The sequence below is a fragment of the Synechococcus sp. MIT2312 genome, assembly GCF_059772315.1.
This window is the reverse complement of record NZ_CM186281.1, coordinates 1,867,019-1,880,622: the sequence shown is the minus strand read 5'-3', so window position 1 is coordinate 1,880,622 and position 13,604 is coordinate 1,867,019. Positions and strand designations below refer to the sequence as shown.

10 protein-coding genes are annotated in these 13,604 nt (G+C 59.4%); 6 read left to right on the top strand and 4 right to left on the bottom strand.

Annotated elements, in window-relative coordinates; genetic code table 11:
• Window positions 1-65: 65 nt before the first annotated feature.
• The 3 genes from ppk1 to AC6EI9_RS10480 all read left to right on the top strand — a co-directional run bounded on the left by ppk1 (window position 66) and on the right by AC6EI9_RS10480 (window position 4,048).
• The gene (gene ppk1, locus AC6EI9_RS10490) at window positions 66-2,201 is read left to right on the top strand and encodes a polyphosphate kinase 1 (RefSeq protein ID WP_498467712.1); all 2,136 of its coding nucleotides are present in this window, start codon (window positions 66-68) and stop codon (window positions 2,199-2,201) included.
• A gap of 178 nt (window positions 2,202-2,379) precedes the next feature.
• Window positions 2,380-3,399 (top strand): RpoD/SigA family RNA polymerase sigma factor, encoded by a 1,020-nt coding sequence (locus AC6EI9_RS10485; protein ID WP_498467711.1) that lies wholly within the window; start codon window positions 2,380-2,382, stop codon window positions 3,397-3,399.
• A 4-nt stretch (window positions 3,400-3,403) separates the two neighbouring features.
• A complete protein-coding gene (locus tag AC6EI9_RS10480; protein ID WP_498467710.1) occupies window positions 3,404-4,048 on the top strand; it encodes a diacylglycerol/polyprenol kinase family protein in 645 nt (214 codons plus the stop codon).
• Between the two features lie 23 nt (window positions 4,049-4,071).
• On the opposite strand, the gene AC6EI9_RS10475 is transcribed toward AC6EI9_RS10480, so the two are convergent.
• Window positions 4,072-5,151, bottom strand: coding sequence for a 3-deoxy-7-phosphoheptulonate synthase (locus AC6EI9_RS10475; protein WP_498467709.1), 1,080 nt, complete (start codon window positions 5,149-5,151; stop codon window positions 4,072-4,074).
• 114 nt (window positions 5,152-5,265) lie between these two features.
• Between AC6EI9_RS10475 and acnB the strand changes: the two genes are divergently transcribed.
• The 3 genes from acnB (at window position 5,266) to AC6EI9_RS10460 (ending at window position 11,186) form a co-directional block, all read left to right on the top strand.
• Window positions 5,266-7,848 carry a bifunctional aconitate hydratase 2/2-methylisocitrate dehydratase gene (gene acnB / locus AC6EI9_RS10470; protein WP_498467708.1) on the top strand — a complete coding sequence of 861 codons (2,583 nt, stop codon included), beginning with the start codon at window positions 5,266-5,268 and terminating at the stop codon, window positions 7,846-7,848.
• Window positions 7,849-7,866: 18 nt separating this feature from the next.
• Complete coding sequence (locus AC6EI9_RS10465) at window positions 7,867-9,360, top strand: ClC family H(+)/Cl(-) exchange transporter (protein WP_498467707.1); 1,494 nt, start codon at window positions 7,867-7,869, stop codon at window positions 9,358-9,360.
• 236 nt (window positions 9,361-9,596) lie between these two features.
• The gene (locus tag AC6EI9_RS10460; protein ID WP_498467706.1) at window positions 9,597-11,186 is read left to right on the top strand and encodes a B12-binding domain-containing radical SAM protein; all 1,590 of its coding nucleotides are present in this window, start codon (window positions 9,597-9,599) and stop codon (window positions 11,184-11,186) included.
• On the opposite strand, the gene AC6EI9_RS10455 is transcribed toward AC6EI9_RS10460, so the two are convergent.
• Genes AC6EI9_RS10455 through AC6EI9_RS10445 form a run of 3 tightly spaced genes read right to left on the bottom strand, consistent with a single transcriptional unit; the run spans window position 11,134 to window position 13,580 of the window.
• On the bottom strand, window positions 11,134-12,414 hold the full coding sequence (locus tag AC6EI9_RS10455; RefSeq protein WP_498467705.1) for an O-antigen ligase family protein: 1,281 nt from the start codon (window positions 12,412-12,414) through the stop codon (window positions 11,134-11,136). The genes AC6EI9_RS10460 and AC6EI9_RS10455 overlap by 53 nt on opposite strands.
• Window positions 12,414-13,268: a formyltetrahydrofolate deformylase gene (purU, locus tag AC6EI9_RS10450; RefSeq protein WP_498467704.1), complete on the bottom strand. Its 855-nt coding sequence runs from the start codon at window positions 13,266-13,268 to the stop codon at window positions 12,414-12,416. Before purU ends, AC6EI9_RS10455 begins: the two co-directional genes overlap by 1 nt.
• Window positions 13,269-13,319: 51 nt before the next feature.
• Window positions 13,320-13,580 (bottom strand): sulfiredoxin, encoded by a 261-nt coding sequence (locus tag AC6EI9_RS10445; protein WP_498467703.1) that lies wholly within the window; start codon window positions 13,578-13,580, stop codon window positions 13,320-13,322.
• Between the last annotated feature and the right edge of the window lie 24 nt (window positions 13,581-13,604).

The following is a 13,604-nucleotide window of genomic DNA, read 5'->3' as shown; positions in this document are numbered from 1 at the left end:
CATTGCAGACGCAACATGATTGCTACTTTGCGAGAAACAGCCTCCGCAACCACTTTTCTTCTGTGATGGCAGAGCGTTCCTTGGATCCTGATCTCTACATCAACCGGGAACTCAGTTGGATCAGCTTCAACGAGCGCGTGCTGATTCAGGCCCTAGATCAACGAACCCCTTTGCTGGAGCAGGCCAAATTCAGCGCCATCTTCAGCAACAACCTCGACGAATTTTTCATGGTGAGGGTGGCCTCCCTCAAGGCCCAGCTGGAAGCGGGGATTGATAAGCGCAGTGAAGACGGCCGCACGCCTCTGGAACAACTTCAGGAGATACGAAACCATCTCACACCTCTACTGAAACGGCAGCAAGAGCATTACCGCAGTCAACTCAGGTGTGAACTGCTCAACCATGGCGCCCATCTTCTCGATTACGAACAGCTCAACGAACGTCAGCGACTCTGGGTCGACAACTACTTCCAGACAGCGATTTTTCCAGTGCTGACCCCGCTGGCAGTGGATCCGGCTCATCCTTTTCCATTCGTGAGCAACCTCAGCCTGAACGTGGCGGCTCTCATCGATGACCCGGAAACCGGTCAACGTCTGCTCGCCCGCGTGAAGGTGCCTCAGACCATCCTGCCCCGATTCGTCGCCATCCCAACCGACCTCGCAAGTGAACAATCAGAGCCTGTTCATACGGCTGTTCCGCTCGAGCAGGTGGTGGCCTTCAACCTCGGCCTTCTCTTCCCAGGCATGAGCATCGAAGGGCACTACTTCTTCCGCGTCACCAGGGATGCGGATCTGGAACTGCGCGACCTGGAAGCTGATGATCTGATGATCGCGATTGAGCAGGGCCTGCGCAAGCGACGCATGGGTGGCGAAGTGGTGCGGCTCGAGGTCGCCGAGGGGATGCCACAGGACGTTGTCGAGATGCTGATGAATGGCATGTCCGTTGAGGAAGCCGATCTCTACAGAGTTGACGGTCCTCTGGGCCTCGACGATCTGTTCGGTCTGATGGGAATCCCATTGCCGAATCTCAAGAACGAGTCCCACTCGGGCCAGACACCCTCAGTACTGCGTCGCGCCCAGCGCAACATGCTCGAAGACGGCTCAATCAAAGAAGAGGAATTTGAGAGCATTTTTTCGGTGGTCCGCCGCCGCGATGTGCTTCTGCACCACCCTTATGACCTTTTCTCCACATCAGTGGAAGAATTCATCAACCAGGCTGCCGACGATCCTCTGGTGATGGGGATCAAGATGACCCTCTATCGCACCTCAAAGGATTCACCGATCATCGCCGCATTGATTCGCGCTGCGGAAAACGGCAAGCAGGTGATGGCACTGGTGGAACTCAAAGCCCGCTTCGATGAAGACAACAACATCCAGTGGGCCAAACATCTGGAGAGCTCAGGGGTGCATGTTGTCTATGGAGTTCTGGGCCTCAAAACCCACACCAAGATCGTGCTGGTTGTGCGCAAGGAAAAGGAACGTCTCCGCAGTTATGTCCACATCGGCACCGGTAACTACAACTCGAAGACATCACGCCTTTACACCGATCTTGGCCTGCTTTCGGCACGACCCGAACTCGGCCAGGATCTGGTCGAGCTGTTCAATTACCTCACCGGATTCTCTAAACAGCAGGAGTTCCGCAAGTTGCTGGTGGCACCGGTATCACTGCGTAAAGGCATGGAACATCTGATTCGCCGTGAGATCGAACATGCTCAGAACAACCGTGGCGGCCATATCCGAGCCAAGATGAATTCACTGGTGGATCCAGGCATCATCGCCCTGCTGTACGAAGCCTCCCAAGCAGGCGTGAAGATCGAACTGATTGTCCGCGGCATGTGCTGCCTCTACCCAGGTCGCGAGGGCGTCAGCGACAACATCAGCGTGGTGAGCATCATCGGTCGCTTTCTTGAACACTCACGACTGTTCTGGTTCGCCAATCACCACGAACCGGAGGTTTACATCGGCAGCGCTGATTGGATGCCCAGAAATCTGGACAGACGCGTTGAAGCCGTGACACCCGTTGAAGAACCAGCGCTTCGGGAGCAACTGGAACGGTTGATGCAGATCTATCTCGATGACAACCGTGGATCGTTCGATATGCAGACCGATGGTTCCTTCAGTCAGCGCCATCCACAGGGCGAAGAGCGTAATTCGCAGTTGGGCCTGATTGAAACCTGGAGAACAGGACTGGTCGCTAAAAACTGATCAAGCAAGACCCGTGTTCATCGATACAGCGAAATTGTGCTTTTTGTCTTTATTTCATATTCGATCCACGAGACTTAACACTGCATCATTGATTCGTAAAAACTTTCGATTTAATCAGCTCACTTTTTGCTCTGGGTGCTAAATTTTTCGCAAATCTAATTTTCAGGAGGCCAGGGTGATGGGGATCCCTCTGGAATCTGAAGGAGTAACTCAAAAAGTTGCTTCATCAGAGCCTGTGTTGCCGACCACTGGTCGTCGTGACAGCAGTGCACGTTCACGTTCAACTTCCGGCCGCTCGTCACGTCAAAGCGGGCGCTTGGCCACTGATTCAATTGGGTATTACCTGAGCAGCATTGGACGAGTTCCACTGCTCACTGCAGCCGAAGAAATCGAGCTTGCTCATCATGTGCAAGCCATGAAGGAGCTGCTCGACATTGCTGAGGAGGATCGCACTCCCAGACAACGTCACCGCATCCGCATGGGCAAGCGTGCCCGCGATCGCATGATGGCCGCCAACCTCCGCCTCGTCGTCAGCGTTGCCAAGAAATATCAGAACCAGGGCCTGGAGCTGCTCGATCTCGTGCAGGAAGGAGCGATCGGCCTGGAGCGAGCCGTTGACAAGTTCGACCCGGCCATGGGCTACAAGTTTTCAACCTATGCCTACTGGTGGATTCGTCAGGGGATGACTCGCGCGATTGACAACAGCGCACGCACCATTCGTCTGCCGATTCACATCAGCGAAAAGCTCTCCAAGATGCGCCGCATCACGCGTGAGCTCTCTCACCGCTTCGGTCGGCAGCCGAATCGACTGGAACTGGCGAGCGCGATGGGCATCGAACCACGCGATCTCGAAGACCTCATTGCCCAGAGCGCACCCTGCGCATCTCTGGATGCCCATGCCCGTGGCGAAGAAGATCGCAGCACGCTCGGTGAACTGATTCCAGACCCCAATGGTGCCGAGCCAATGGAGGGCATGGATCGCAGCATTCAGAAGGAACACCTGGGCGGATGGCTCTCTCAATTGAATGAGCGTGAGCAAAAAATCCTCAAATTGCGCTTCGGACTGGATGGAGCCGAACCACTGACACTGGCCGAAATCGGCCGTCAGATCAATGTGTCGCGGGAACGGGTGCGACAGCTGGAGGCCAAGGCCATCCTGAAGTTGCGTGTGATGACCAACCATCAGCAGGCGGCCTGAGTTTTTGCTCTCGTCCCTGCTGATCATCGGCATCTGGATGCTGCTGGTGCTCTCAGCAGCTCTGGCCTGTCGGAAGCGATGGCCCGAACGAAGAGAGCTCAGTCGCAAGATCGTGCACATCGGCACCGGCCCTGTCGTTGTTCTGGCCTGGTGGCTCTCAGTTCCAGCAGTGATTGCAGTGCCAGTGGCCTTCGCCGTTACCGTGATCACCGCGATCAATCACCGCATTCAACTTCTGCCTGCTGTTGAGGATGTCGACCGCAACAGCTACGGAACAGTGGCGTATGGATTAGCCATCAGTCTGCTGCTGCTCCTGTTCTGGCCCGAACAAGCGGTTGCGGTCTGCGCCGGAGTGCTGGTGATGGCCTTTGCCGATGGACTGGCAGGGCTTGTGGGCCGTGGCGTGTCATCTCCCAGCTGGACCGTGTGGCAACAGCGAAAATCCGTTGCTGGCACAGTCACAATGGGATTGGTCACTGCATTGGTGTTGATTCTGCTGGTGCTGATCAGCCAGAGTCCTCTGTATCCCCTGCGTCTGATCGCAGTCTGTGCACTGGCCGTTGGCCTGGAGCAATGGGGGCGCTGGGGAATCGACAACCTCACTGTGCCGATGGCGGTGGGCCTGAGCTGGATGTGGATGACCGTTTGAACGGCCGCCACCTTGATCAATGTTCAAGACGCAGGAATCCCTGAGGCAGGGGTGCCAGCCTTCTTGACGGATTCAGCCAGCTCAGCGAGCAACTCGGCCGTTGCTTCAATGCTGATGCAGGCATCGGTGACACTCTGTCCGTAGGTGAGTGAGGAGCGATCAGCGCTGATTTTCTGATTGCCTTCAACCAGGTGGCTTTCCAGCATCACACCCATCACATGGGTTGATCCCTTCTGAACCTGAGCAGCCACAGCCCTGAGCACCTCGCCCTGGCGGCGATAGTCCTTGTTGGAATTGGCATGACTGCAGTCGACCATCAAACGATCCGGAAGGCCAGCTCCAGCCAATTCCGAGCATGCCTCCTGAACCGCCTCCAGGTGGTAGTTACTGCCGCTGTTGCCCCCCCTCAACACCAGATGGCCATAGGGATTACCGGTGGTGCTCACGATGGACGCATTTCCCTCGCAGTTGATCCCGAGAAAATGATGGGGACTGGAGGCTGACTGCATCGCATTGATGGCGATGGTGGCACTGCCGTCGGTGCCGTTCTTGTAGCCCACGGGCATCGAAAGACCAGAGGCCATCTCTCTGTGGGTCTGACTTTCTGTGGTGCGGGCACCGATCGCAGTCCAGCTGATCAGGTCAGCGATGTACTGCGGCACCACTGGATCCAGCAATTCCGTGGCAGTGGGCATGCCGTCCCTGGCGAGATCCAGAAGCAGAGAACGCGCCATCCGCAGACCGGTATTGATGTCGTAAGAACCATCGAGGTGGGGATCATTGATCAATCCTTTCCAGCCCACGGTTGTTCGAGGCTTCTCGAAATAAACCCGCATCACCACCTCAAGTTCCCCCCCGTAACGGGCCCTCAAGGGAGCGAGACGGCGGGCGTAGTCAAGGGCCGCATCCACGTCGTGCACGGAACAGGGGCCAACGATCACCAGCAAGCGGTGGTCCTCCCCCCGGAGAATGGCCTGGATGCGCTGTCTGGCGGTTGCGACGGTTTCAGTGGCCCTGGCGTCGGCTGGGAAATCCCCGTGCAGCAAAGCCGGTGAAACCAGTGGCAGGGTATCCACCACATGCAGATCGTGAGTGGTGGTCATGCCCTGAGCAAACAATGAGGTCACGTTACGCAAGCTGCTTCAGAGCGCATGGGGTGAGCATGGAACGGTGACGCAGGAGAATGAAGTGCCTTTGCCGTTCCTGCGCCGATTCAGATGCTGAGCACCTACCGCGAGAACGCTGCAGAACGCCTGGCCCAGGGGATCCCAGCGCTGCCACTCGATGCCAGCCAGGCCAAAGCGCTCACAGAGCTGCTGCAGGACCCGCCTGCTGGAGAAGAGCAGGAACTGCTGCATCTGCTGAGTGAACGCATTCCACCGGGGGTGGATGAAGCCGCCTATGTAAAGGCAACCTGGCTTTGTGCTGTGGCGCAGGGCGAAGCGACCAGCCCGCTGGTGTCTCCGCTGGAAGCGATCCGTCTGCTTGGAACGATGGTGGGGGGCTACAACGTGGCCGCACTGATTGAGCTGCTCAAACACAGCAATGAAGAGCTGGCTGGATGTGCCGCTGAGGGGCTGAGCCGCACGCTGCTGGTGTACGACGCCTTCAACGAACTGATGGAGCTGGCGGCAGACAACCGTTTCGCCAAAAAGGTGGTGGACAGCTGGGCAGCAGCGGAGTGGTTCACCTCCAAACCGGAGCTGGCTGAGTCCATCACCGTGACCGTCTTCAAGATCGAAGGTGAAACCAACACCGATGATCTGTCCCCAGCAACCCATGCCACGACCCGCCCGGACATTCCCATGCATGCCCTGGCGATGCTGGAGACCCGAGACCCTGAAGGCCTTCAGACGATCACCAGGCTGAAGCAAGGTGAGCATCCCGTTGTTTACGTGGGCGATGTTGTCGGCACAGGAAGCTCACGCAAGAGCGCCATCAACTCGGTGCTCTGGCACACGGGCGATGACATTCCACACGTCCCGAACAAGCGAGCCGGCGGAGTGATTCTGGGCGGAAAAATCGCCCCCATCTTTTTCAACACCGCGGAAGACTCGGGCGCGCTGCCGATCGAATGTGATGTCACCGGTCTGAACACCGGAGATGTGATCACCATTCGCCCGTATGAAGGCACGATCGAACGGGATGGTGAGGTGGTGAGCCGATTCGAGCTGAAGCCAGCCACGATCAGTGATGAGGTGCGCGCCGGTGGCCGCATCCCGCTGATGATCGGTCGAGCCCTCACCGACAAGGTGCGCGCAAAACTTGGTTTGCCGCCTTCCGAGCTGTTCATCCGCCCCAGCGCTCCGCAAGACACCGGCAAGGGCTTCACCCTGGCTCAGAAAATGGTGGGCAAGGCCTGCGGCCTTACAGGTGTGCGCCCCGGCACCAGTTGCGAGCCGCTGATGACCACGGTCGGATCACAGGACACGACCGGGCCGATGACCCGCGATGAAATGAAGGAGCTGGCCTGTCTGGGCTTCTCCTCCGACCTGGTGATGCAGAGCTTTTGCCACACCGCGGCCTATCCCAAGCCTGTGGATCTTCAGACCCAGAAGGACCTGCCCGATTTCTTCGCTCAGCGCGGCGGCGTTGCACTGCGGCCCGGCGATGGAATCATTCACAGCTGGCTGAACCGCATGCTGCTGCCCGACACGGTGGGCACCGGCGGTGACAGCCACACCCGCTTTCCACTTGGCATCTCCTTCCCAGCCGGCTCTGGCCTCGTGGCCTTCGCTGCGGCCATTGGCGCCATGCCCCTCGACATGCCTGAGTCGGTGCTGGTTCGATTCAGCGGCGCTCTGCAGCCCGGCGTCACCCTGCGTGATGTGGTGAACGCCATCCCCTGGGTCGCCATTCAACGCGGTCTGCTGACGGTGGAGAAAGCCAACAAAAAGAATCTGTTCAATGGCCGGATCATGGAGATCGAGGGCCTCCCTGATCTGAAGCTCGAGCAGGCCTTTGAGCTCACCGACGCCAGCGCCGAGCGTTCCTGTGCAGGCTGCACCATCAAGCTCTCCGAAGCAACGGTGGGCGAATATCTGCGCAGCAACGTGGCTCTGCTCAAGAACATGATTGCGCGTGGGTACAGCGATGCGCGCACCCTGGCCCGCCGCATCAAGGAGATGGAGGTTTGGCTGTCCAATCCCCAGCTGCTCAGCGCTGATGCCGATGCCGAGTACGCCGAGGTGCTGGAGATCAACCTCGATGAACTCACCGAGCCCGTTTTGGCCTGCCCGAACGATCCCGACAACGTGAAGCTGCTCAGCGAGGTGGCTGGAGCTCCGGTGCAGGAGGTGTTCATCGGTTCCTGCATGACCAACATCGGCCATTACCGAGCCGCGGCCAAGGTGCTCGAGGGAGCCGGTGAAAACAAGGCCCGCCTCTGGGTCTGCCCTCCCACCCGCATGGATGAAGAGACCCTCAAGGCCGAGGGGTATTACGCCACCTTCGAAGCGGCCGGCTCACGCATGGAGATGCCGGGATGCTCTCTGTGCATGGGCAACCAGGCCAGGGTCGAGGACGACACCACCGTGTTCTCCACCAGCACCCGCAACTTCAACAACCGACTCGGAAAAGGCGCCCAGGTTTACCTGGGCAGCGCCGAACTGGCAGCGGTCTGCGCCCAGCTGGGACGAATCCCCACGGCGGACGAGTACCGCAGCATCGCCTCCGCAAAGATCGATCCCCTTTCCGACGAGCTCTACCGCTATCTGAATTTTGACCAGATCAGTGGCTTCGAGGATCAGGGTCGGGTGGTCAGCGCAGATGAGGAGGCCCAGATGCTGGCCGGGGCCTGATCCCCGACTGGCCATGCCATGGTCGTTCTGAGTGAACTAAAACAACGCCGCCACCAGCTCGGCTCCAGCCGCAGCATCCGACGCCTGCTGGAGCGACGCTGGTGGGTTGTGGTGCTGGCCCTGATGCTCACCGGCCTGGGCGCTGCCCTGACCGGTGTGCTGTTCAAGGCCGGCATCAAAGTCTTGAGTGGCTGGCGACTGGAACTGCTGGCGGATCTGCCGGCCTGGGCTGTTCTGCCTGGGCTCGGAGCCCTCGGCGGCCTGATTTCAGGGCTGATGGTGGCCTACCTGGCTCCAGCCGCTGGCGGCTCAGGCATCACCCACATCATGGGATTCCTGAAACACCGGGCGGTGCCGATGGGGCTTCAGGTGGGCCTGGTGAAGCTGGTGGCTGGGATCGTGGCCATCGGCAGCGGCTTCCCTCTCGGCCCGGAAGGACCTGCCGTTCAGATGGGCGGCTCCGTGGCATGGCAGATGGCGCGCTGGTTGAAAGCACCCGTGGCCTTTCGCCGCTTGATCGTGGCCGCCGGCGGCGGAGCCGGTATCGCAGCAGTGTTCAGTGCCCCCATCGGAGGCTTCGTCTACGCCGTCGAGGAATTGCTGCACTCCGCCAGACCGGTGGTGTTGCTGCTGGTGATTGTCACCACCTTCTGGGCCGATGCCTGGGCAGACGTTCTGGGTTTGGCAGGCCTCAATTCCAGTGGAGGAGGCCTCGATGCCACGCAGGGATTCCAGCTTGAACGGGAATACACGCCACTGGTGAACTTCCTGCCGATCGATCTGGGCTATCTGATCGGGCTTGGTGTGGTGGTTGGGGTGCTGGCGGAGCTCTACTGCCGCTATGTGCTCGCCATGCAACGCAAGGGCAATGCCTGGTTCGGCGATCACCTGGTGCTGCGCATGGTGATCAGTGGTGGCGTGCTAGGCGGCGTGTACGCCTTTCTGCCTGAGGACTTTCACAACCTTGAAGGGTTGCAGCACCTGATCGCAGATGGCAAGGCCGATATCCCCATGGCGCTGGGCACCTTCATCGTGCTCTTCTTCAGCACAGGTCTGGCTGCTGCGTCGGGAGCTCCAGGCGGGCTGTTTTATCCGATGCTCACCCTGGGAGGTGCCATCGGTCTGGCCTGCGGCATCTGGGTGGAAGCGCTCACCGGACACGTGCCCAGCACCTATGTGTTCGCCGGGATGGGTGCCTTCGTGGCGAGCTGTTCACGCACGCCGATCACGGCCATGTTCCTGGCCTTTGCGCTCACCAAGGATCTGCTGATCCTCAAGCCGATCCTGGTGGCTTGCCTGGCCAGCTTCCTTGTGGCACGTCTGTTTGATGACCGCTCAATTTATGAGCGCCAGCTGGGCATGGAACTGTTGGAGGAGGATCACCTGGAAGCCCGCAGAGAACGACGGGGTGGCATTCACCACGCCTGGGAGGGATCGATTCGACGCAGAAAATTTGACCCTCCCAAACCATCAACACCTCCTAAAAACAACACCAAAAAACCTGATCCATAGAAGCAACCTTCATTCCGTGGCTCAGACCAATAAAAGGTGTCTGCGGATGGTCTGCTGCAGCCGGTGATGAGCAGGTCTCCACCTCGCGGGGCAACAGCACTGATGGCCTTGGCCGGAGCATCTGAAGCATTGATCCTTCAGGATGAAGATGATCCTCTGATGCCCATGCCCTCCTGAACCAGGAAACGCTGCTGTTTGATCCGGCCGTACCGGAAACCGGAGCCCTGCGCGCGGTGATGGCCTTTCCCAGCACCTACACGGTTGGAATCACCAGCCTCGGCTACCAAATCGTGTGGGCGACTCTCGCCATGCGGTCGGATCTGGATGTACGTCGCCTGTTCACCGATCAGAGCGATCCACCGCATCGGCAGTGCGATCTGTTCGGACTCTCCCTCAGCTGGGAACTGGATGGTCCGGTGCTGCTGGATCTGCTGGAGCAGCAACGGATTCCGATCTGGAGCGAACAGCGCTCGGATCAGGATCCAATCGTGTTCGGTGGCGGTCCTGTGCTGACGGCGAACCCCGAACCGCTGGCTCCCTTTTTCGATGTGATCCTGCTGGGCGACGGCGAAGAACTGCTGCCCAGCTTCATCGACGCGCTTCAAGAGGTGCGGTCTGAATCACGATCCGTGCGCCTGAGGCGACTGGCTCAGGTGCCTGGGATTTACGTGCCATCGCTGTACGCCCCCCGCTACGGAACCGACGGCTGTTTGCAAGGCATCGTCCCGATCGAGACAGATCTGCCGGCAACAATCAGCAAGCAAACCTGGCGTGGCAACAGCCTCAGCCATTCAACGGTGATCACCCCCGAATCCGCCTGGCCCGATATCCACATGGTGGAGGTGGTGCGCAGCTGCCCGGAACTGTGCCGTTTCTGTCTGGCCAGTTATCTCACGCTTCCCTTCCGCACACCGTCTCTTGATGACGGCCTGATCCCTGCTGTCGAGAAAGGTCTGGTGGCAACGCGCAGGCTGGGACTCCTGGGTGCATCAGTCACTCAGCATCCACAGTTCGCAGACCTGCTCAGCTGGCTCGGTCATGACCGCTTTGATGACGTGCGGGTGAGTGTGAGTTCGGTGCGGGCAGCCACCGTGACGACTGAGCTTGCCAGCGGACTGGCCAAGAGGGGAAGCAAATCACTCACGATCGCCATCGAGAGCGGCAGCGAACGCATCCGCGAGGTGGTGAACAAGAAGCTGAGCAACGAGGAGATCAGTGCCGCTGCGCGCCATGCCAAAGAAGGAGGACTGCGTGCTCTCAAGCTCTACGGAATGGTTGGGCTTCCCAGTGAGCAGGAGGAGGATGTGGAATCAACCGCAGATCTGCTGCTGCAGCTCAAGAAGACCACCCCTGGCTTGCGTTTCACCCTGGGAGTGAGCACTTTTGTTCCCAAGGCTCAGACCCCCTTCCAATGGCAGGGCGTGAGACCTGAAGCCGACAAACGCCTCAAACGGCTAGCCAAACGACTGAAGCCGAAGGGAATTGATCTGCGGCCGGAGAGTTACGGCTGGAGTGTGATCCAAGCTCTGCTCTCTCGCAGTGACCGCCGTCTGGCACCGGTGATCGCTGCCGTTCGGGGATCGCAGGAAAGCCTCGGAGGCTGGAAGAAGGCCTACCGGGCTGCGGTAGCAGGCGAACTGCCGGGGGCCAGAAGCGGTGGGGTGGATTTGCCTTTGCCCCCTCCATGGGAGCAGGTGGTGCATGACAACTGGGATGAAACCGTCGTGCTGCCCTGGGACCATCTCAAAGGCCCTCTTGGACAGAAAACCTTGCTCAAACACCAGAGCCTTTCTCTGGCTGGAGCCGTGCCGACAGTTCAGGACTAAAGGACGCTCGCAAACCCGCCAGCAGAATCCAGCCGGCAATGTTGAGACGGCTGTCAAAAAAGGGCAGATCCGTTCCATGCAGAACCATCAGCACAAACAGCGCCGTCCACCAGGCCCGGTCGAACAGTCCGGACAGTCCTCGGCGCAGGCTCACCACCAACAGGGCTACGACAAAGCCCACCAGCAGCACTGCCACCGGCAGACCATGACCAATCGCCAGCTCCAGCGGCAGATTGTGAGCATGGCCATGCCACTGGCCGGTGCGCAGGGGATAGATCACTGAGAACGCTGCAGCTCCCCAACCAAGCCAGGGCCGTTCAGCGATCAATTGCAGCGCAACGGTCCATTGGCTGATACGCGTGGAAGCCAGGACCCTTTCTCCGGCGTACTGACTGTCGTTGAGACGAGCCCAGAGACTCTCAGGCACCAGAGTCCGGGCGGGATCCTGAAGCATCAACGGCACCCCGGGAAGCACGGACAGCAAGACCGGCAGAAGCGCCAGCGCCAGCAGAGGAATCAACCAGGGCCAGCTGGGTGGACCCAGAACGAGCGGCACCACCAACACCAGTGCACCCCAACCATTGCGGGATTCCGTCAGCACCAACGCCACCACCAACAACACGGCCAGGATCAGCACCACCACACGACGCCAGCGGTTCAGCCCCTGCTGCACGAGAGCAGCCAGGGTCAGTGGCCAAACCATGGACAACCAGGCGGACGCGATGTTGGCGTAATCAAACAGTCCCGAAAGACGCCCCTCGGGACGGCCACCTGCTGCCATGAACCACACGATCAATCCACCCAGCAGTTGCCACGGTCCCTGCCATCCCCACCAAAGCTGGCCGAGACCGGTCACCACCACAGGAACACTGCCTGCCACCAACAAAAGGGCAGAGCGGCGCCGGGCCTCACCACTCATCACATAAGGCTGAAAACCCCAGAAACCCCAGAAAAAAGGAATCCAGTTTCCCAGCCCCACCCAGGCGAGTCCCTGGTCATAGGCTCCAAAGCAGCCAAGAATCATCAGGCCCGAAGCCAGCAGCAGCGGAGCATTCCAGGGGTCACGCCAATAGGGCCGTTCACGACCAGCGCAACCAAACAACAGTGCTGTGAACAGCAGCAGACTTCCCAGCAGGGCTGACGACGGCAGCAGAAACAGACCGAGCTGAAAGCAGCGCCAACCACGCGCAGACGCCAGGGAGGGTCGACCTTGATCCAGCCAAACCATCACGCGAACACTGCCGTACGGCCTCGATAGACCATCACCTGTCGGCAGAGATGAAGGCGCAGCGCCCTGGCCAGAGCGAGTCGCTCAGTGTCACGCCCCTTGCGGATCAGGTCCTGTACCTCATCGCGATGGCTCACATGAGCGATCGTCTGCTCAATGATCGGACCGTCATCGAGTTCTTCAGTGACGTAATGGGAGGTCGCACCGATCAGTTTCACGCCCCGTTCCCAGGCACGGTGATAGGGCTGTGCACCCTTGAAGGCGGGCAGAAATGAGTGATGGATATTGATCACATTGGGAAATTGTTCGAGGAAGGTACCGCTGAGCACCTGCATGTACTTGGCCAGCACCGCAAGGTCCACCCGATGTTCGATCAGCAGCTCAAGAATGGTTTGCTCAGCTTCAGCCTTGCTCTCGCGGGTCACAGGCACATGAACAAAAGGAACCCCGAACTCCTTGCAGCTGCTCTCCAGATCAGGGTGATTGGCAATCACGATGGGAACCTGCATCGGCAGTTCGCCACTGCGGGCACGCCAGAGCAAATCAAGCAGGCAATGACTCTGCTTGCTCACCAGAATCGCCACACGGGGATGATCGTCGGAGAAGTGCAGCTGAGCCTCACCCCCGAGCCGTTTTGCCAGAGACTCCGCTGCTGATGGAATCGCCTGACGCGGCAGACCGAAGCCCTCCAGATCCCACTCAATCCTGCTGAGAAACAAACCAGCACCGGAATCGGTGTGGTGATCCGCATGACGGATATTGCCCCCGTTCGCAGCCACCCAGCCGGCGAGTTCACTCACAAGAGCCGGACGATCCGGACAGATCAGCTGAAGGATGACCGAAGCGGAAGACAACGATGTCAGAGAGATGACAACGTTGATTCTGCGCCGGGGCGTGCCTGCGTCTCAGCGAAGATGCAGGTTCAAGTCCCTGGATGTGGCCTGTCGGATCCGAGCACGAATGGTTGGCAGGCCAAGACGTTCATGGGCTGCAACCCTGTGACAGCCGTTAAATCCCCAGAGCTGCCCATCCACCTCCAGCAGATCAATCGGTTCGCGCAAACCCTCCTGGCGAATCGAGGCCATCAGGGCTGCCACCTTGTCTTCATCGAGGAAACGCTGCAGAGGTCTGCGGACGGAAGCCAACGGCACCTTGTCCTCCCTCATGAGCGCACACTCGTAAAGCAACAG